Below are 18,099 nucleotides of genomic sequence, written 5' to 3'. Positions count from 1 at the left end.
CGCGGCCCACGCCCGGCACCGCGACGACCTGGACCGCACGGCCGTCATCCACCACGAGCCCCGGATCAAGGCGCCGCGCGAGCCCCACGCACCGCGCGCACCCCGGGAACCGCGCGCGCTGCGGCAGGGCGGCGAGCCGCGCCGGCTGGGCCGGACGCTGCTCGTGCTGATCCTGCTGCTGCTCGCCGCGACGATCGCGTACGCCGTGCTGTTCATGCCGAAGGACGGCGAGGACACCGGGACCGGAGCCGCCCCCGCCGGGACGGCGTCCGCGCCGCCGGCCTCCGCGACGCCCGAGCCCGCGCCCAGCGCGTCCGACGCGAAGAACCCGTCACCCGCCAAGAGCTCCGGGGCGCAGAAGCCGCAGACCAGCCGGTCCGCCGCCGCGCTCGCCCCCGGCTACACGCTCCGCGAGGACCCCGAGGGCTTCGAGGTCGGGCTGCCCCGGGGCTGGCAGCGCAGCCCGGCCAACGCGGAGCGTCAGATCCGCTACGGCAGCGACGGGTTCAGCGTGCTCATCGTGCCCGGCCGCGACAGCGCGAAGGCCAACGGCAGCGACCCGCTCGACTACCAGCGGGACAGGGAGCCGGAGCTGAAACCGTTCCGCGACTCCAGCTGGTCGTCGGCGACCGGGCTGCGCCGTACGGACGTCGGCCGACAGGCCATGGCGGAGGGCCAGTTCACCTGGCAGGACGCCAACGGCCGCGAGGTGTACGTCCGCAACCTCGTGATGCTCGTCGGCGGGCGCTACCACATCCTCCAGGTCATCGGCCCCGAGGACGAGCGCGACCGGGTCTCCGAGATCTACCAACAGGCCAGCGTCTCCTACCGGGTGACGGGCTGACGCGGGATCTGCATCACAGTGCGGTCTCGTGGGCGATGCGAGGTTCCGTGGCCGCGCGTCTCCTCCGTAACCTGTCTGCGAGGCAACGGGGGCGGGGACGACAAGTGGATCGATCACAGGGCACGGAAGCGGGGCTGCTGCTGGCCGGGAGGTACCGGCTGGCCGAGGTTCTGGGACGCGGCGGCATGGGCAAGGTCTGGCGGGCCCACGACGAGGTGCTGCACCGCACGGTCGCCGTCAAGGAGCTGACCGCCGGGCTGTACGTGTCCGAGTCGGACCGGACCGTGCTGCACGCCCGGACCCAGAAGGAGGCCCGCGCGGCCGCCCGGATCACCCACCCCGGCGTCGTCACCGTGCACGACGTCGTGGAGTACGACAACCGGCCCTGGATCGTCATGCAGTACGTGGACGGGCCCTCGCTGGCCGACCGGGCGAAGGAGTCCGGCGAGATCGACGCGCGCGAGGCGGCCCGGATCGGGCTGCACGTGCTGGGCGCGCTGAGCGCCGCGCACGGGGCGGGGGTGCTGCACCGCGACGTGAAGCCGGGCAACGTGCTGCTCGCCCGCGACGGCCGGGTGCTGCTCACCGACTTCGGGATCGCCGCGATAGAGGGCGACTCCACCATCACGCGGACCGGCGAACTCGTCGGCTCCATCGACTACCTGGCGCCGGAACGGGTCAAGGGCGGCGATCCGGGCCCGGCCTCCGACCTGTGGTCGCTGGGCGCCACGCTGTACACGGCGGTCGAGGGCCGTTCGCCGTTCCGCCGGACGTCCCCCATCTCCACGATGCAGGCCGTCGTCACGGAGGAGCCGCCGCCGCCCACCAGGGCCGGAGCGCTCGCCCCAGTCATCACCGCGCTGCTGCGCAAGGAGCCGGCGGACCGCCCCTCGGCGGCGGACACCGAGCGGATGCTCCTGGAGGCCATGGAGGGCCGCACCCCGCGGGCCGCCCAGGCCTTCGTCCCGACCCAGCACCTGTCCGAGGAGATGCTGCGGACCGGCCCGGACGGGATACCCGGCGGCACGGCCCTGCTGCCCCGGCCCGCGCCCGACCCCGCCCCCGCCCCCGCGGTCCGCGGCGGCCGGACCCGGTGGCGGACCCGGCTCCTGGTCATCGCCCTGGCCGCGCTGCTCGGCAGCGGCGTGAGCATCGCCGCCGTCCTGTACGCGAACCGCACGGAGGCCGCCGGTACGACGACCGCCGGTACGAGCGGCGGCACGGCCTCGCAGGGCACCCGCGCCCGGAAGCCGGCCGACCCCTCGCCGACCTCCACACCGAGTGCCACCGGCTCGCCGTCCGCCGACCCGTCGGCGCCGAACGTGCCGGACGGCTGGCGCCGGGTCGAGGACCCCGCCGGGTTCAGCGTCTTCCTGCCGGAGGGCTGGGAACGCGAACTGAACGGCACCAACATCGACTACTCGCCGGACGGCGGCGTGCACTACTTCCGGGTCAGCATCGATCCGGCCCCCGACTACGACAACTCCTACGACCACATGGTGGACATGGAGCGGCAGCTGAGCACCCGGCTGCCCGAGTACCGGCGGGTGGAGCTGAACAGCAACGTCTACCGCGACGTCCCCGGCGGGATCTGGGAGTTCACCTGGACCGAGAAGAGCGGCGAGGCGCGGCACGCCATCGACCAGATGTACTTCGCGAAGGAGGGCGGCCCGGAGTACGCCCTCTACATGACGGGCCCGGCGGCCGACTGGGACGAGACCCTCGACCGGTTCCGGGCGATCCTGCGCAGCTGGCGCCCCCCGGTCGAGCAGTAGCCCCTGATCAGGGCTTATGCCGCCAGTGATCACTGGCTGAGTCGTCGTGGCGGCGGCGGGCGGCCGGGAGCGTCCGGGAAAAGCTGTTACCCACGGGTACCCAAAGCCTTCCGGCCGACGTACTCTCGCCCTCATGACGGACTCGCAGGCCCCCACGTCCCCCGCCGCCGCTGTCGGCACCAACCCCGTGGCCGCCGCCCCCGCGGGCGTGCGTACGGTCGCCGATGTCGTGACGCCCGAGGTGGTCGCCCAGCTGACGCGCGGCGTCACCGGCTCCGGCCGTACCGCCAACCACACGCCGTTCACCGGTGAGAAGCTGGCCGACCTGCCGGAGTCCACCCCCGAGGACGTCGCCGCCGCGTTCGCCCGCGCCCGCGCCGCCCAGCCCGCCTGGGCCGCCCTGCCGGTCCGCGCCCGGGCCGCGGTCCTGCTGCGCTTCCACGACCTGGTCATCGGCCGCCAGTCCGAGGTGCTCGACCTCATCCAGCTGGAGACCGGCAAGGCCCGGCTGCACGCCCACGAGGAGGTCCAGGCGGTCGCCGTCGCCGCCCGGCACTACGGCCGCAGGGCGTCCGCGTACCTGAGGCCGAAGCGGCACACCGGCGTCGTGCCGGCCCTCACCAAGGTCACCGAACTGCGCCAGCCGCGCGGGGTGATCGGCCAGATCGCCCCCTGGAACTACCCGCTCGAACTGTCCGTCGGCGACGCGCTGCCCGCCTTCGTCTCCGGCAACGCCGTCGTGATGAAGCCCGACACCGAGACCGCGCTGACCGCCCTGTGGGCCCGCGACCTGCTGATCGAGGCGGGCCTGCCGCCCGAGGTGTTCCAGGTCGTCCTCGGCGAGGGCCCGGTCGTCGGCCCCGAGGTCGTCAAGCACGCCGACTACGTCTCCTTCACCGGCTCCACCCGCACCGGCCGCGAGGTCGCCCAGGGCGCGGCGGCCCGGCTCGTCGGCGTCTCGCTGGAGCTCGGCGGCAAGAACGCCATGCTCGTCCTGGAGGACGCCGACGTGGAGAAGGCCGCCGCCGGCGCCGTCCGCGCCTGCTTCTCCTCGGCCGGCCAGCTCTGCATCTCCATCGAGCGGCTGTACGTCCACGAGTCCGTGGCCGACGCCTTCGTGGAGCGGTTCGCCGCCCGGACGAGGGCCATGCGGCTCGGCAGCGCCCTCGCGTACGGCGCCGACATGGGCTCGCTGGTGAGCGAACGGCAGCTGGAGACCGTCACCCGGCACATCGCCGAGGCCGTCGAGAAGGGCGCGACCGTGGTGGCCGGCGGGGTCGCCCGGCCCGACATCGGCCCGCTGTTCCACGAGCCGACGATCCTGGAGGGCGTCGAGGCGCCCATGGCCGTCTGCTCCGAGGAGACCTTCGGGCCGGTCGTCTCGATCTACCGCTTCCGCGACGAGGACGAGGTCGTGGAACTGGCCAACGCCACCCCGTACGGCCTCAACTCCAGCATCTGGACCCGGGACGGCAGGCGCGGCCACCGCGTCGCCGCCCGGCTGCGCACCGGCACCGTCAACATCAACGAGGGGTATGCCCCCGCCTACGGCAGCGTGCAGTCCCCGATGGGCGGCATGAAGGACTCCGGTCTCGGCCGCCGCCACGGCTCCGAGGGCATCCTCAAGTACACCGAGGCCCAGACCGTCGCCCAGCAGCGGCTCATCCCGCTCGCCCCGTCGTTCGGGATGGACGACGAGAAGTACGCGGCGTTCATGAGCCGCAGCCTCAAGGCGATGAAGGCCTTCCGGCTGCGCTGACGCCCCGGCGTCCCGCGCACCCCGGCCGCGTCCCGTAACCGTTCTGTCCTTTTCGTACCGAGGAGTGCCATGTCCCAGGACAGCCCTGCCCAGAATCAGGACCGGCCGGCCGGCGCGGCCGACGACGACGCCGCGTACGACTACGACGTGATCGTCGTCGGTTCGGGCTTCGGTGGCGCGGTCTCGGCGCTGCGGCTGACCGAGAAGGGGTACCGGGTCGGCGTCCTGGAGGCGGGCCGCCGCTTCACGCCCGACACCCTGCCCAAGAACTCCTGGGACCTGAAGAACTACCTCTGGGCCCCCGCCCTCGGCCTCTTCGGCATCCAGCGCGTCCATCTGCTCGGCAAGGTGATGGTGCTCGCGGGCGCCGGGGTCGGCGGCGGCTCGCTCAACTACGCCAACACGCTGTACGTGCCGCCCGCGCCGTTCTTCCAGGACCGGCAGTGGGCGCATATCACGGACTGGCAGGAGGAGCTGAAGCCCTACTACGAGCAGGCCAAGCGGATGCTCGGGGTCCGGCTCAACCCCACGACGACCCCCTCCGACGTCCACCTCAAGGCGGCCGCCGAGGCGATGGGCGTCGGCGACACCTTCCACCTGGCCCCGGTCGGCGTCTTCTTCGGCGACGGCCGGGACGCGGACGGCACCGCGCGCGCCGAACCCGGCGGCACGGTCCCCGACCCGTACTTCGGCGGCGTGGGCCCGTCCCGCAAGGCCTGCACCGAGTGCGGCGAGTGCATGACGGGCTGCCGCCACGGCGCCAAGAACACCCTCAACGAGAACTACCTCCACCTCGCCGAGAAGGGCGGCGCGGTCATCCACCCCATGACCTCCGTCGTCGCCGTCACCGAGCACCCGGACGGCGGCTTCCGCGTCGCCACCGTGCCCACCGACCGGCGCAGGAAGGCGAAGCCCGCCACCCTGCGCGCCCGCCGGATCGTCGTCGCGGCGGGCACGTACGGCACCCAGACCCTGCTCCACGCCATGCGGGACAAGGGACTGCTGCCCCGGATCTCCGCCCGGCTCGGGGAGCTGACCCGGACCAACTCCGAGGGCCTGGTCGGCGCCCAGACCTCCGACCGGCGCTACCGCAAGAAGCACGGCACGAAGCCCGACTTCACCCGCGGCGTCGCCATCACCTCGTCCATCCACCCCGACGAGAACACCCACATCGAGCCCGTCCGCTACGGCAAGGGCTCCAACGCCATGGGCGGCCTCACCATCGTCCAGGTCCCGCTCAGCACCCACCGGGTCCTCGCCTGGCTCGGCAACGTGGTCAGGCACCCCACGATCGCCCTGCGCTCGCTCTCCAACCGGCGCTGGTCGGAGCGGGTCATCATCGGGCTCGTCATGCAGTCCCTCGACAACTCCCTGACCGCGTACCGCAAGCCGCGCGGCATCGGCAAGGGCCTGCTCACCGCCCGCCAGGGCCACGGCGCGCCCAACCCGACGCAGATACCCGAGGCGACGCGCGGCGCCTCCCTGCTCGCCGAGGAGATCAACGGCTTCCCCGGCTCCAACATCGGCGAACTGATGGGCACCCCGCTCACCGCCCACTTCCTCGGCGGCTGCCCGATCGGCGCCACCGCGGACGAGGGGGTCATCGACCCGTACCACCGGCTGTTCGGGCACCCCGGCATCTCGGTCGTCGACGGTTCGGCGGTCTCCGCGAACCTCGGCGTCAACCCGTCGCTGACGATCACCGCCCAGGCGGAGCGGGCCATGTCGTTCTGGCCCAACAAGGGCGAGCCGGACCCGCGCCCGGCCCAGGGCGAGGCGTACGAGCGGCTGTCGCCGGTGGAGCCGCAGGCACCGGTCGTCCCGAAGGAGGCGTTCGGCGCGCTGCGGCTGCCGTTCCTGGGGATGCCGACGGTGCCGCCGAAGACCTCCGGCAAGGCGTAGGGGCCCCACGGGCCCAGGACAGCAGAAGGGGCTGCACCCCCCTCCCAGTGCAGCCCCTCAGGCCGTAACCGGCCGTCGTACAACAAAAGACAACCGGTGTTCCGCATGCATGACCTGCCGGACCCCCCGATGGTTGTCCTCGCCCTCACGAAATCCTTATGTGAGGTGGGTCACTCCGGATGCCCGGCCGGCCCCGTGCCCGATCCGTGATCTGAAATCGGGCAACTTTTCCCGCGCGCCCCCGGTCGTACCCGCTGTCGCCGCCCCAGCGGTCACACAGCTCCCGACGACCCCCAAAGGCCCGAGATGAGACGCACGACCCCGAGAGCCGCGTTCCGCCAGGCGATGGGCATCCTCGCCACGACCGGCCTGCTGGCCGCCGGGGTGCTCACCACGGCCGGGCCCGCGCGGGCCGCCGACCCCGTGTTCACGCTCGGCGGCCCCGCCGAGACCGCCCTGCACCCCTACCCGGAGACCGGCTCCCCACAGCGGGCGCGCCTCGATATCACGCTCACCAACCCGTCCGGGGACGAGGAGAACGGTGTCTTCCTGGGCGAGTACACCGTGCGCCTCGACTTCGGGAAGCTGGCCGGGGTCGCGGACGTGTCCTTCGGCGAGGACGGTGCGGACTGCGCACGCACCGGGACCGTCGCCGTCTGCCGCGGACACGGGCTCCGGCCCGGCACGAGCACCGTCGCCGGACTGGAGGTCGGCGCTGCCAAGGGCAGCGCGGAGGGCGACAGCGGCACCATCGAGGTCACCGCCGAGGCGGAGGGCGCCACCTTCCGGCCGTTCACCGCCCGCGTCACCGTGGGCGGGGCCGACCTGTCGATGCGGCGGCTGCCGCTCAGGACGGAGCTGAAGCCCGGCGACAGCCAGCCGGTGGCCGTCACCTTCACCAACCACGGCACCCGCGCCGCCCGGGGCGTCCTGCTCACCCTGCGCCACACGCGCGGCCTCGCCTTCACCCAGCGGTACCAGAACTGCGAGTACAGCGAGGACGAGGGCGGCCTGGGCAGCCCCGGCGCCTGGACCACCGTCCGGTGCGCCTTCCCCGGCAGCTACGAGCCCGGCGCCACCTACACGCTGGACGAGCCGCCCGTCCTGCGCGCCGGCCGGCACGCGCTGTACGACACCCTCCAGTACCGGATCGACGAGGACGGCACCGGCGCCCGCGCGGCGCAGCGGGCCGGTGCCCGCTCCGTCCCCGGCACGGGCGCGACCCTGGCCCTGCGCAGGGCGCCCGCGGTCCGCGCGGCCGACCTGGAGCCGGACGACAACCAGCAGGAAGCCGACTTCCGCACCGCCAACACCGCCGACCTCGCCGCCTACGGCGACCGCGCCGCCGGCGGGGCGGGCGACACCGTCGACGTGACCCTGGGCCTCCGCAACCGCGGCCCCGCCTGGATCGGCCACCTCCGTTCCGGCGAGCCCGTCGCCACCGTCGACTTCACCGTCCCGCCCGGCTCGTACGTCGTCTCCCGGCCGGACGGCTGCCGGGGCGTGACGGCGGCGGGCGGCTACCGCGAGAACCAGGAGCGGGCCCCGCGCTACTTCTGCTCCACCCCGGTCTCCCTCCTGGAGAACGCCGACCTCGCCCTGCCGTTCCGGCTGCGGATCGTCACCGCGAACCCCGGCGCGACCGGCGCGGTCGTCGTCCGCAACATCCAGCTCCAGGCCCCCGAGCTGCCCTTCGACCCGAAGCCCGCCAACAACACGGCGTACGTCGAGCTGAACGCCGAGGACTCCGGTGAGGCGGGCGGCTCCGGCTCCGGCTCCGGCTCCGGCGGTACGGCGGCCACCGGAGGCTCCGGCTCCACGGGCGCTGCGGGCTCCACGGGCTCCGCGTCCTCGTCCGGGACGGGCGGCACGTCCGGTACGCCGGGCGCTTCGGGTGCTTCGGGCACGACCGGGTCCGGCGGCGCGCTCGCCGCCACCGGAACCCCCGCGCTCACCGCCTCCGGCGCGGCCCTGGCCGCGCTGCTCGCGGGAGGCGTCCTGGTCGCGGCGGCCGGTCGGCGCGCGAGGCGCTGAACCGTACGCGTACGCGCGGGAGAGGCCGTACGCGTGCGTACAGGAGGGGGCCGTACGCGTCCGCGCATGAAGGAACGGCCGGCTCCGGGCGTCCCCGGAGCCGGCCGTTCCGGGAGGGGCCTGGCGGTCCCTCCGAGTGACCGGGCTGCTGTCCCCTGCCGACCGGTCACGCACGCCGGTGCGCGGTCCCACGACGTACACGCGGTACGCCACACACCCCGGCGGAGCCACGCGTGGTTTCCATCGAGAGCCGCCCCTGGCTGGCACGGACACCGGGACCAACGAAGCCGCGCCGGACCCGGTCACGCGCCGTACGGGTGAGTCCGCGCCCGAACTGGGATACGTCCGTACAGCCCAGGGGGAGCGGCGGGGTGTCAGACCCGGCCCCGGCACAGCTCCAGGAGCGTCATCGCCAGCGGGGTGCCCGGCTTGCCCAGCGCCTCCCGGTAGCGGGCCAGGATCTCCATCTCGCGGGACAGGTTGACCCGGCGGCCGCCCGAGGAGATCCGGGCCTCCTGGATGACCGCCGAGACGGCCATCCGTTCCTGGACGAGCCCGATGATCCGGTCGTCGAGGGCATCGATGCGGTCGCGGGCGTCCCCGATCAGGGACGCGGCCTCGTCGGTGCGGGCGCCGGTCGCCTCGGCGGCGGTCCGGGCAGTGGGGGTCGTGCTGCTCATGTCGGTCTCCCGGTGGGTGGGGCGACCCCCGGGCCTGGCCCGGAACGCCAGAACGCCCCCGGGCCATGTGGCCCAGGGGCGCCTGGAACGTTGCTTGTCAGTTGCTCAAGCAGCACGACCATGGCAGCCGGTGGGCCGGATGCCATAGGTAAAGACGAAGGTCGTGTGCTGACGCATGAGGACAGTATGGACCCCTCGCGGCGCCGCCCCGCGCCGGGCCCGGATGGTGAGACGCCGCACATCGCGGGGACGGGGCGCGCGGCCGTCCCCGTGGCACGTCCGAAGGGGTCCGCTCCGGACGCGGCCCCCCGCCCGCGACCCGGCGAGACCCGCTGCCGGCCGCCGGTAGAATTGGAGGACCGACCCCTCTCCACCGCCGGAAGGCCGCCCCGTGCCAGCAGCACCCCCCGCCGCCCCCGACACCGCCACCGACGTGGTCCTTGTTGTCGACTTCGGCGCGCAGTACGCCCAGCTCATCGCCCGCCGCGTCCGCGAGGCGCGGGTCTACAGCGAGATCGTCCCGTCCACCATGCCGGTGGCCGAGATGCTGGCCAAGAACCCCCGCGCGATCATCCTGTCCGGCGGCCCCTCCTCGGTCTACGCCGAGGGCGCGCCCTCGCTCGACCGCGCGATCTTCGAGGCCGGGGTGCCGGTCTTCGGCATGTGCTACGGCTTCCAGCTGATGGCCACGGCGCTCGGCGGCACCGTGGACGACAACGGCGCCCGCGAGTACGGCCGCACCCCGCTCACCGTCTCCAAGGCCGGCTCCACGCTCTTCGAGGGCACCCCGACCGAGCAGTCGGTGTGGATGTCCCACGGCGACGCCTGCTCCGCCGCCCCCGAGGGCTTCACCGTCACCGCGTCCACGGACGTCGTCCCGGTCGCCGCCTTCGAGAACGACGAGAAGCGGCTCTACGGCGTCCAGTACCACCCGGAGGTCATGCACTCCACGCACGGCCAGCAGGTCCTGGAGCACTTCCTGTACCGGGGCGCGGGCATCGAGCCCACCTGGACCACGGGCAACGTGATCGAGGAGCAGGTCGCCGCGATCCGCGCCCAGGTCGGGGACAAGCGCGCGATCTGCGGCCTGTCCGGCGGGGTGGACTCCGCCGTGGCCGCCGCCCTCGTGCAGAAGGCCATCGGCTCCCAGCTGACCTGCGTCTACGTGGACCACGGCCTGATGCGCAAGGGCGAGACCGCCCAGGTGGAGAAGGACTTCGTCGCCGCGACCGGCGCGAAGCTGAAGGTGGTCGACGCCGAGAAGCGCTTCCTCGACGCCCTGGCCGGCGTGTCCGACCCGGAGCAGAAGCGGAAGATCATCGGCCGCGAGTTCATCCGCGTCTTCGAGCAGGCCCAGCTGGAGATCCTCCAGGAGGACGGCCCCGAGGTCGCCTTCCTCGTCCAGGGCACGCTCTACCCGGACGTGGTCGAGTCCGGCGGCGGCACCGGCACCGCCAACATCAAGTCCCACCACAACGTGGGCGGCCTCCCCGAGGACATCGAGTTCCAGCTGGTCGAGCCGCTGCGCCAGCTGTTCAAGGACGAGGTCCGGATGGTCGGCCAGGAGCTGGGCCTGCCGGACGAGATCGTCCAGCGCCAGCCCTTCCCCGGCCCCGGCCTCGGCATCCGCATCGTCGGCGAGGTCACCAAGGAGCGGCTGGACCTGCTGCGCGAGGCCGACGCCATCGCCCGCGAGGAGCTGACCGCCGCCGGCCTGGACCGCGACATCTGGCAGTGCCCGGTGGTCCTGCTCGCGGACGTCCGCAGCGTCGGCGTCCAGGGCGACGGCCGCACCTACGGCCACCCGATCGTGCTGCGCCCGGTCTCCTCCGAGGACGCCATGACCGCCGACTGGTCGCGGCTGCCGTACGAGACGCTGGCCAAGATCTCCACCCGCATCACCAACGAGGTCGCCGACGTCAACCGCGTGGTGCTCGACGTGACGAGCAAGCCGCCGGGGACCATCGAGTGGGAGTGACCCCGGGAGCAACCCTGCCCGGAGGCTCCTGAGCCCCGCAGGCCCCTGGGGCCCCGACGATGCCGCCGTCCGACGCACGGGACGGCGGCATCGCCGTGTCCGGGGACGCCGCAGCCCCGCGCGTGGGGGCCGGACGGGACCGGCCGGGCGCCGCGCTCCGGGAAACGCGGGACCGGCCGGGCGCCGGGAAAACGCGTGGCGGGCGGGCGTCGCGCGTGGCAGGCTCCGCCCGCATGTCCGCCGATGAGATCCGCGCCCTGATGTCCGCCGCCCGCAACGACCACCTGACCTGGAACACCCCGCTCTCCGACGAACACGCCGCCCGGCTCGTCGCCGCCTGCGCACCGGAACCCGGCGCCCGGATCGCCGACCTCGGCAGCGGCTGGGGCGAACTGCTGATGCGCCTGGTCGAGTCGGCCCCCGGCAGCACCGGCGACGGCGTCGAGACCGACCCGGAGGCGGTCGAGCGCGGCCGGGCGCTGGCGGGGGAGCGCGGCCTCGCGGAGCGCGTGCGGTTCCACACGGTGCCCGCCGCCGAATGGCCGGCGCGGGACTACGACCTGGCCGTCTCCATCGGCGCCTCGCACGCCTGGCCCGGCGGCACCACCGAGGCGCTGGCCGCGCTGCGCGCCGCCGTACGGCCGGGCGGCCGGGTGCTGTTCGGCGAGGGCTTCTGGGAGCGGGAGCCGGACGAACGCGCCCTGGCCGGGCTCGGCGCCGAACCGGACGACTTCGGCTCCCTGCTCGAACTCATCCGGCACGCCGAGGCAGCCGGACTGCGCCCGCTCCAGGTGACCGTCGCCGACCAGCGTGAATGGGACCTCTTCGAAGCACACGCCAACATCGGCCGCGGCGAACGCTGGGCCCTGGCCCACCCCGACCACCCCCTGCGCGACGGCGTCGTCGCCGCCGTCGACGAGCGGCGCACCGGCTACTACGGCGGCTACCGGGGCACCCTCGGACTCGCCTACCTCGTCCTCAGCGCCTGACCAGTTTCGAACAGGCTGGCGAGGACGCCCCTCCGGTGTGCCCCGATGCGGCAACCATCCGTCCCGTACGGCACAATTCGCAGCGATCACAGACGAGTTGGCCGGCCCAGGGGCGGCAAACAGGGGCGGGAAGGGGCGGCGTTCTCCGTGGCGTTGGACGAGGCACGACAGGGCGCGCACGGCGGCGGCTGCACATGCGGCGACTGCCCGCACGGGGCGCGCCAGGGACACCGGCGCGCGGTGGCCGCCTTCCTGGCCAAGCGGGACGAGTTCGCGGCGGGCCAGGGGCTGCCCGCCGGGGTCGCCCGGTCGGCGTCGGCGACCCGGCAGTGGGTCTCCGACGAACTGACGGAGTCCGCCCGCGAGGTGGCCGACCGGGGCCGCGAGGCCGGGGACGCCTGGCTGTACCGGGTGTGGCAGCGCACCCTGGTGATCGTCTGGGGCGGCCTCGCCGTGCTCACCGTCGCCGAGGCCGCCACCGCGATCGGCGCCGGCTGGACCCACGCCCGCACCGCGGGACTCGTCGCGGGCCTGGTCACCGCCGCGCTGCTGACCGTCGCCGCCCACGTCCACCGGGCCCGCGGCGGCCTCCTGGCCCCGCTCATCGGCGAGGACAACCGGCTCTCCACCTCCCGCGCCGTCGCCGCGTCCTGGGTGCTGCTCGCCGTCTTCTCCGTGCTCGTCCTCGCCCTCCAGCTGGCCGCCGCCTCCGGGCACGCCCGGCGCGACGAGCTGATCGCGGGCCTGGACCTGGCCCGAGGCGCGGGCATCGTGTCCGTCCTGGCCCTGGTGTGCGCCGTGGCGGTGGCCGTACGCCGGGTGGTGAGCGTACGGGTGCTGTCCGGACGGCTCCAGAAGCTGCGGGCCGACCGGCCGCGCGCGGCGGACCTCCTCACCGACGACTCGGGGCGCGGCGGCTTCACGGACGTGCAGTACGTCCTCGTGTCCACGGTCGCCGTGGTGTTCGCCGCCGTCCGCCTGGCCCGCAGGCCCGAACAACTGCCCGACCTGCCCTGGGGCCTGGCGCTCCTGGTGGCCGTGTCGGCGGCCGTCTACTTCACCGGCAAGTACGGCGAGGGCGGCCGGCCCGTCGTGCTCTCGGTCGTCCGGTCCCGCGAGGCGGGCGACCTGGACGCGCCGATCCGGACCGGCGACGACATCGAGATCCGGGGCGCCGGTTTCGTGCCGCCCGGCGCGGGTGCCCCGGACCGGCTGGCCCGCGTCGTCGTACGGATCGGCACCGTGCACGTCCACGTCCCGCTGGTCCCGGTGACCGGCGGCTTCGCCAACCCCTCCGACACCCTGCTCACCGTGCCCGTCCCGGTCGAGGTGGAACCGGGCTCCGTCGAGGTCCAGGTCGTGACGGCCGCCGGCACGGAGTCCAACAGCATCTCCATCGACGTGACCGACTGACCCCCTTCCCGCCCCCCGGCCTTCCCGCCCCCCGCCCGACGCCTCCCCTCCGCCTTCCCTCCGACTCCCGTCCCGTTGCTCCTTCCTGTGAACGCGGACCGCGCTGAACACTTCCGCCCGCTTCGTACGTAAGGTCGGGTGACGGGCCGCACGGCCCGATGACCGCGGCCAGGGGGCCGCGACGGCACGGCCGCGGAAGGCGGGAGCAGCATGTACGGGTACGGCGGCGGTAACGGGCGGGGCCGGGGCCTCGGCGAGGCCAGGAGCCTGCGGGACCTGGCGCGGGAACACGCCCTGCTGCCGCTGCGGATCTTCCTCGGCGTCACCTTCCTCTACGCGGGCCTCGACAAGCTCACCGACAGCGCCTTCTTCCACGCCACCGGACCGGGGTCGATCGGCGCCCAGATGGACTCCGTCCGCGACGCCGCCGCGATCCCCGGTCTCGTCGATCTGGCACTCCACGCCCCCGCCGGCTTCGGCTACGCCATCGCCCTCGGCGAGCTGGCCGTGGGCATCGGCACCCTGCTCGGCCTGTGGTCCCGGATCGCGGCGCTCGGCGGGGCCCTGATCTCGCTGAGCCTGTGGCTGACGGTCAGCTGGCAGATCTCGCCGTACTACATGGGCAACGACCTCGTCTATCTCATGGCGTGGCTGCCGCTGCTGCTGGCCGGAGCCCCCTCGTTCTCCCTGGACGCGCTGCTCGCGGCGCGGCGCCGCCGCATCCGGTAACCGATCAGGGTGGCGCAGGCGGCGGCCCCCAGACCGCCGCACAGCACCGCGATGAAGAACTGCGGCGGGGCGTCCCACAGTTCCGCCGCGTCCCCCGCGTATCCGGCGGCCAGGGCCAGCATCACCAGGCCCGCCACCGCCCGGCCCGGCCGGAACTCATGACGCGGCACGGTTGACCTCCACCTGTCCGTAGTCCACTTCCAGATCCAGCTCGATGGTGCCGCCCGGAGGACTGCCCTTGACCGGAGGTATCGTCCGGCGCTGGTCCTGCGCGGCGCGGATGTCCAGATCGCCCTTGTGCCGTCCGTCGATCAGCACCAGCGCCCCGACCTTGGTCCGGGCGTGCACCCGGACGGTGACCTCCGGTGGGACGTGCACCAGGACCCGGCCGGCCCGCGCCTCCACCCGGGTCCGCACGGTCTCGCCCTTCGGCACCGCGACCCCGGCCAGATCCAGCTCGGCCTGCCCCGAGCCGACCGCGTAACGCGGCTGGACGGCGGCGGCGGTCGCCGGGCGCCACTCCTCGCGCACCCAGTGCGTGCTGATGTCCTTGGGCAGCGCGGAGGCACCCGCCAACAGCCCGGCCGTGAGCACCGCCAGCAGCAGCGTGCCGAAGCCGGTCCGTCCGATGAACGCGCTGATCAGCATCGCCAGGCCGAACACCGCGAGGGCGGCGGTCAGGCCGATCTGCAGGCTGGTGCCCAGCGGCTGCGCGTCCCAGCTCAGCCCCGTACCGATCCCGCCCGCCACCAGGGCGACCAGGAAGGCCACCCCGGCTATGGACCGCGGACCGCGGACCTCCCGCGACCGGGGCGGCGGCGGCCGGAACGGCGCATCGGGCGTCGCCCCGCGCGGCTCCCCGGCGAGCGTCGCGTCCGGCGGCCCCCACATGTAACCGATCGCCACCTTGCCCGTGGACCCGTCCTTGACGATCGGGTCGCGCCACCAGGACGGCCACGACAGCGTCGGCGGCGCCTTCACCTCGGGCGGCGCGTCCGACGCGGCCTGGGCCGCGGCCTGGCGCAACGGGTCCTCCGGATCGGCCGTCTTGCGCGCCTGCGTCCAGATGGAGAAGCCGAGGACCGCCACCGACAGCATCGCGGAGAAGGCGAGCGTCCCCCCGTTGCCCAGCATCGACAGGAACAGACCGCAGCCGATCAACGCCAGCAGCACCGCGCTCAGCGACACCAGCTCGACCCGGCCCGACAGCAGCCGGCGCGCCTCGTTCTCGTCCTCCCCCTCCAGCGGTATCAGCAGCCAGGCGAAGCCGTAGAAGATCAGCCCGAAGCCACCGGTCACGGAGAGCACTCCGAGCACGATCCGGAAGATCACCGGATCGACGTCGCAGTACCGGCCGAGACCGCCGCACACCCCGGCCACCACCTTGTGCCGCGGGCTGCGGTGCAGGCGCGGAGCGGGGGCGGGGGGCGGTGCGGCGCCGGGCGGCGCGTCCTGGGGAACGGTCATGGCTCCATGGTGACGGCCCCCGACCCGCTCCGGCACCCGCCCCTACCCTGGCCGGTCCCTGATATTGGCCCACCCGGATCTCAGGGGCGCCCGAGCCCCGCCCCGACTCCCACCCCGGGCGCCCCTCAGGTCTCTCAGGGTCGAAGTGGGGGCCGCCCCTGATGCCGCCACCCGGACGGACATGTGACGATCGGGGCATGCCAGCCGCCACCACCCGAGCCGCAAGCTCCCACGCCGCCGACCCGGAGGAGCCTCCGCTGCGCAAGCTGTACCGCAGCGCCGACGGCCGGCTCCTCGGCGGGGTGGCGCGCGGACTCGCCGGACATCTCGGACTGCCGGTCGCCTGGCTGCGCTTCGTCTTCCTCGGGCTGTTCTTCGCGGACGGCCTCGGCGCCCTGCTCTACGCGGTCTTCTGGATCGTCGTCCCGCTCGGCGTCGGCGGCGTGGACGGCCCCCGGTCCGTCTTCGAGACCGCCCCCGACGGCACCCGCAGGCTCCGCAAGCCCGACAAGGGCCAGGTCTTCGCCCTCATCGCCCTGTTCTTCGGCGCCGCCATCTTCGTCGGCAACGTCGACATGGGCAGCGAGGCCGACCGCTACATCTGGCCCAGCCTCCTCATCGGCGCCGGCTCCGTCCTGGTGTGGCGCCAGGCCGACAACGCCCGCCGCGCCCGCTGGATGGAAGTCGGCCGCCGCCGCCGCGTCCTGCAACTCGCTCGCGCCCTGGCCGGGGTCGCCCTGGTCGGGCTCGGCCTCGCCGTCTTCATGGTCGTCCGCGGCTCCGCCGCCCAACTGGGCAACGTCATCACCGCGGCCATCGCCGTGCTCACCGGCATCGCCCTGCTCGCCGGCCCCTACCTCGTCCGCATGACCCAGGACCTCTCCGAGGAACGGCTCATGCGCATCAGGGCCCAGGAGCGCGCCGAGGTCGCCGCCCACGTCCACGACTCCGTGCTGCACACCCTCACCCTGATCCAGCGCAACGCCGACGACGCCGGCGAGGTCCGCAGGCTCGCCCGTGCCCAGGAGCGCGAGCTGCGCAACTGGCTCTACAACCCCGAGGGCACCGGCAAGGACGAGGACGACGAACCGGAGACCCTGGCCGACGCCGTCAAGCGGGCCGCCGCCGAGGTCGAGGACAAGCACGGCGTCCCGCTGGAGGTCGTCGTGGTCGGCGACTGCCCGCTCGACGAGAAGCTGTCCGCGCAGATGCAGGCCGCGCGCGAGGCGATGGTCAACGCCGCCAAGTACGGTGGCGAGGGCGGCGCCGTCCAGGTCTACGCGGAGGTCGAGGGCCGCTCGGTCTTCGTCTCCGTGCGCGACCGGGGTCCGGGATTCGACCTGGACGCCGTACCGGGGGACAGAATGGGCGTACGGGAATCGATCATCGGCCGGATGCAGCGCAACGGCGGTACCGCCCGGCTGCGTTCGGTGCCCGGCGGGGGCACCGAGGTCGAGCTTGAGATGGAGAGGACGAGCGATGAACGGGACCAGTGAGGCGAACGGAGGCCCCCGGGGCCCGGAGCGCCGGGTGCGGGTCGTCCTCGTCGACGACCACCGGATGTTCCGCACCGGGGTACAGGCCGAGATCGGCCGCACCGAGGAGACCGGCGTCGAGGTCGTCGGCGAGGCGGCCGACGTCGACCAGGCGGTCACGGTCATCACGGCGACGGGCCCCGAGGTCGTCCTGCTCGACGTCCACCTCCCCGGCGGCGGCGGCGTCGAGGTGCTGCGCCGCTGCGCGCCCCTGATGAGCGCCGCCGAGGACCCGGTGCGCTTCCTCGCCCTGTCCGTGTCGGACGCCGCCGAGGACGTCATCGGGGTCATCCGGGGCGGCGCCCGCGGCTATGTCACCAAGACCATCACGGGCACCGACCTGGTGGACTCGGTCTTCCGGGTCCAGGACGGCGACGCGGTGTTCTCGCCCCGGCTGGCCGGCTTCGTCCTCGACGCCTTCGCGTCCACGGACGCGCCCCCGGTCGACGAGGACCTCGACCGGCTGACCCAGCGCGAGCGCGAGGTCCTGCGGCTCATCGCCCGCGGGTACGCGTACAAGGAGATCGCCAAGCAGCTGTTCATCTCGGTGAAGACCGTCGAGTCCCATGTCTCGGCGGTGCTGCGCAAGCTCCAGCTCTCCAACCGCCACGAACTGACCCGCTGGGCGACGGCCCGCCGCCTGGTCTAGCGCCGTCGCCGCCGCCGTTCGTCCGTCCCCCCCCGGCGTCCGCCGTCCGCCGTTCGCCGGGGGTGGAGGACGGTCTACGCGGGGGCGGCGTCCGGGTCGAGCGAGATGTTCAGCTTCTCGCCGACCCTGCGGTAGCCGATGCCCGCGTAGATCCGTTCCACATCGGCGTCGCCCGGCTCCAGCCACACCACCCGGCAGCCTCGCTCGAACGCGGTGCGGGTCAGGTGGGCGGAGAGCGCGGCGCCGATGCCCCGCCGGCGGAACTCCGCCGCGACCGCGAGGCCCGCAAGCTCGCTGAGCCCGTCCACCGGGACGGAGCAGCCGCCGGCGCCCGCCGGAACGCCG

General features: G+C 73.9%; 13 protein-coding genes and 1 pseudogene. 11 read left to right on the top strand and 3 right to left on the bottom strand.

The window, feature by feature from the left end:
- The 5 genes and pseudogenes from MHW47_RS18850 to MHW47_RS18830 all read left to right on the top strand — a co-directional run.
- A pseudogene (locus MHW47_RS18850) lies at positions 1-844 on the top strand (hypothetical protein); the annotation flags it as partial.
- A 104-nt stretch (positions 845-948) separates the two neighbouring features.
- The gene (locus MHW47_RS18845; protein ID WP_239224766.1) at positions 949-2,619 is read left to right on the top strand and encodes a serine/threonine-protein kinase; all 1,671 of its coding nucleotides are present in this window, start codon (positions 949-951) and stop codon (positions 2,617-2,619) included.
- 133 nt (positions 2,620-2,752) lie between these two features.
- A complete protein-coding gene (locus MHW47_RS18840; protein WP_239224764.1) occupies positions 2,753-4,378 on the top strand; it encodes a succinic semialdehyde dehydrogenase in 1,626 nt (541 codons plus the stop codon).
- Positions 4,379-4,447: 69 nt separating this feature from the next.
- The gene (locus tag MHW47_RS18835; protein WP_239224762.1) at positions 4,448-6,280 is read left to right on the top strand and encodes a GMC oxidoreductase; all 1,833 of its coding nucleotides are present in this window, start codon (positions 4,448-4,450) and stop codon (positions 6,278-6,280) included.
- Between the two features lie 306 nt (positions 6,281-6,586).
- A complete protein-coding gene (locus MHW47_RS18830; protein WP_239224761.1) occupies positions 6,587-8,314 on the top strand; it encodes a peptidase in 1,728 nt (575 codons plus the stop codon).
- Positions 8,315-8,688: 374 nt separating this feature from the next.
- On the opposite strand, the gene MHW47_RS18825 is transcribed toward MHW47_RS18830, so the two are convergent.
- Positions 8,689-8,994: a chorismate mutase gene (locus tag MHW47_RS18825; protein WP_239224759.1), complete on the bottom strand. Its 306-nt coding sequence runs from the start codon at positions 8,992-8,994 to the stop codon at positions 8,689-8,691.
- Positions 8,995-9,385: 391 nt separating this feature from the next.
- Here MHW47_RS18825 and guaA point away from each other — a divergent pair, with 391 nt between their 5' ends.
- The 4 genes from guaA to MHW47_RS18805 all read left to right on the top strand — a co-directional run bounded on the left by guaA (position 9,386) and on the right by MHW47_RS18805 (position 14,103).
- Entirely contained in the window at positions 9,386-10,972 is a 1,587-nt protein-coding gene (gene guaA, locus MHW47_RS18820; RefSeq protein ID WP_239224757.1) for a glutamine-hydrolyzing GMP synthase, read from the top strand.
- Positions 10,973-11,205: 233 nt separating this feature from the next.
- Positions 11,206-11,961, top strand: coding sequence for a cyclopropane-fatty-acyl-phospholipid synthase family protein (locus MHW47_RS18815; RefSeq protein ID WP_239224755.1), 756 nt, complete (start codon positions 11,206-11,208; stop codon positions 11,959-11,961).
- A 147-nt stretch (positions 11,962-12,108) separates the two neighbouring features.
- A complete protein-coding gene (locus MHW47_RS18810; protein WP_239224753.1) occupies positions 12,109-13,374 on the top strand; it encodes a hypothetical protein in 1,266 nt (421 codons plus the stop codon).
- Between the two features lie 210 nt (positions 13,375-13,584).
- Positions 13,585-14,103 (top strand): DoxX family protein, encoded by a 519-nt coding sequence (locus MHW47_RS18805; protein ID WP_239224752.1) that lies wholly within the window; start codon positions 13,585-13,587, stop codon positions 14,101-14,103.
- A 156-nt stretch (positions 14,104-14,259) separates the two neighbouring features.
- On the opposite strand, the gene MHW47_RS18795 is transcribed toward MHW47_RS18805, so the two are convergent.
- A complete protein-coding gene (locus tag MHW47_RS18795; protein ID WP_239224750.1) occupies positions 14,260-15,570 on the bottom strand; it encodes a PspC domain-containing protein in 1,311 nt (436 codons plus the stop codon).
- 197 nt (positions 15,571-15,767) lie between these two features.
- On the opposite strand from MHW47_RS18795, the gene MHW47_RS18790 reads away from it, so the two are divergent.
- Both MHW47_RS18790 and MHW47_RS18785 read left to right on the top strand, forming a co-directional pair.
- Positions 15,768-17,066: an ATP-binding protein gene (locus MHW47_RS18790; protein WP_239224748.1), complete on the top strand. Its 1,299-nt coding sequence runs from the start codon at positions 15,768-15,770 to the stop codon at positions 17,064-17,066.
- The gene (locus MHW47_RS18785) at positions 17,050-17,754 is read left to right on the top strand and encodes a response regulator transcription factor (protein WP_239224747.1); all 705 of its coding nucleotides are present in this window, start codon (positions 17,050-17,052) and stop codon (positions 17,752-17,754) included. Before MHW47_RS18790 ends, MHW47_RS18785 begins: the two co-directional genes overlap by 17 nt.
- A 74-nt stretch (positions 17,755-17,828) precedes the next feature.
- Here MHW47_RS18785 and MHW47_RS18780 read toward each other — a convergent pair.
- Positions 17,829-18,099 (bottom strand): GNAT family N-acetyltransferase (locus tag MHW47_RS18780; protein ID WP_239224745.1); only part of this gene is annotated, 271 nt, incomplete at its 5' end.

This window comes from Streptomyces sp. OfavH-34-F, assembly GCF_022347745.1.
Taxonomy (GTDB): Bacteria; Actinomycetota; Actinomycetes; order Streptomycetales; family Streptomycetaceae; genus Streptomyces.
The sequence above is the reverse complement of the archived record's forward strand: the minus strand, read 5'-3'. Positions and strand labels throughout refer to the sequence as shown.

Bases quoted from the DNA above. Each gene is read 5' to 3' on its own strand.
- MHW47_RS18815 (WP_239224755.1), top strand. From the start codon at position 11,206: ATGTCCGCCGATGAGATCCGCGCCCTGATGTCCGCCGCCCGCAACGAC.
- MHW47_RS18825 (WP_239224759.1), bottom strand. From the start codon at position 8,994: ATGAGCAGCACGACCCCCACTGCCCGGACCGCCGCCGAGGCGACCGGC.
- MHW47_RS18790 (WP_239224748.1), top strand. From the start codon at position 15,768: ATGCCAGCCGCCACCACCCGAGCCGCAAGCTCCCACGCCGCCGACCCG.
- MHW47_RS18785 (WP_239224747.1), top strand. From the start codon at position 17,050: ATGAACGGGACCAGTGAGGCGAACGGAGGCCCCCGGGGCCCGGAGCGC.
- MHW47_RS18840 (WP_239224764.1), top strand. From the start codon at position 2,753: ATGACGGACTCGCAGGCCCCCACGTCCCCCGCCGCCGCTGTCGGCACC.
- MHW47_RS18830 (WP_239224761.1), top strand. From the start codon at position 6,587: ATGAGACGCACGACCCCGAGAGCCGCGTTCCGCCAGGCGATGGGCATC.
- MHW47_RS18795 (WP_239224750.1), bottom strand. From the start codon at position 15,570: ATGACCGTTCCCCAGGACGCGCCGCCCGGCGCCGCACCGCCCCCCGCC.
- MHW47_RS18805 (WP_239224752.1), top strand. From the start codon at position 13,585: ATGTACGGGTACGGCGGCGGTAACGGGCGGGGCCGGGGCCTCGGCGAG.
- MHW47_RS18835 (WP_239224762.1), top strand. From the start codon at position 4,448: ATGTCCCAGGACAGCCCTGCCCAGAATCAGGACCGGCCGGCCGGCGCG.